Raw genomic sequence first — 1,003 nt, 5'->3', positions numbered from 1 at the left:
CACGGTGTGGTTCATGACTGGGGTGAAGTCGTAACAAGGTAGCCGTAGGGGAACCTGCGGCTGGATCACCTCCTTAAACGAAGCCGAATGCTTCGGTCAGAGTCCACACGAATTACTTGGTTGGCTAATAAAGAGAGCAAACTCGGGTCTGTAGCTCAGGTGGTTAGAGCGCACCCCTGATAAGGGTGAGGTCGGTGGTTCAAGTCCACCCAGACCCACCAAAATTGCGTTATCCGTCGTTATCGCCGGGCTCACGTGCTACTCGCACGCTACACCCGTCGATGCCTAGGCTAACCCGATTTTCCGAGTTCGCCGAATCGTATCGGTGACTTGGTGTAGTAAGCCTCGAACGTTGAGGCAATCGCGGATGCGCTGGACAGGTTTTGTCAATCTAGGCGCAGTATGAGCGAGTGAAGGAGTGGCCCTCGATGGGTCATGACTGATGCGAGCGAAGGCTGCAACGACGAGTGACAAAGGCTGGACAAGCAGACGGGGCCGTAGCTCAGCTGGGAGAGCGCCTGCCTTGCACGCAGGAGGTCAGGAGTTCGATCCTCCTCGGCTCCACCAAATTTTACTGACTAACCTGATTGGGTTAGCAGTGTACAGAAACAAGCGTTTCAGTTGTGTGACTCTGTTGAGAGTGGCGACTGAAGGTCTTCTTTCTGATCACTGGGTCAGATTTGCTCTTTAACAAATTGGACGAGATAGAACACGAATAGATTTCTCTCATTATCTCCGAGAGAAACTGTTCAAAGTGATAGCGATTTCAAGCGTTATCCGGTGTTGTCGTTGAAGTGGTTGTTCTATTGCTTCAAGTGGCTGTCTCGAAGAAACCTCTGAATCAGGCTTGCCTGGTGATGGGTGTGGATTCGTGATCAGTTGTCTTGGGGTTATATAGTCAAGCAACTAAGCGCATACGGTGGATGCCTTGGCAGTCAGAGGCGATGAAAGACGTGGAAGCCTGCGATAAGGTTCGGGGAGCTGGCAAACGAGCTGTGATCCG

At 52.0% G+C, this 1,003-nt stretch carries 2 tRNA genes and 2 rRNA genes; all 4 read left to right on the top strand.

The window, feature by feature from the left end:
* A 16S ribosomal RNA gene (locus LWH94_RS19230) occupies nucleotides 1-76 on the top strand; the annotation flags it as partial.
* Between the two features lie 68 nt (nucleotides 77-144).
* A tRNA-Ile gene (locus tag LWH94_RS19225) sits at nucleotides 145-221 on the top strand.
* A 270-nt stretch (nucleotides 222-491) separates the two neighbouring features.
* Nucleotides 492-567, top strand: a tRNA-Ala gene (locus LWH94_RS19220).
* A 329-nt stretch (nucleotides 568-896) separates the two neighbouring features.
* Nucleotides 897-1,003, top strand: a 23S ribosomal RNA gene (locus LWH94_RS19215); the annotation flags it as partial.

This window comes from Marinobacter sp. G11, assembly GCF_021282325.1.
Taxonomy (GTDB): Bacteria; Pseudomonadota; Gammaproteobacteria; order Pseudomonadales; family Oleiphilaceae; genus Marinobacter; species Marinobacter vinifirmus.
Note: the sequence above shows the minus strand (reverse complement) of the source record. Positions and strands in the feature narration are given on the sequence as shown.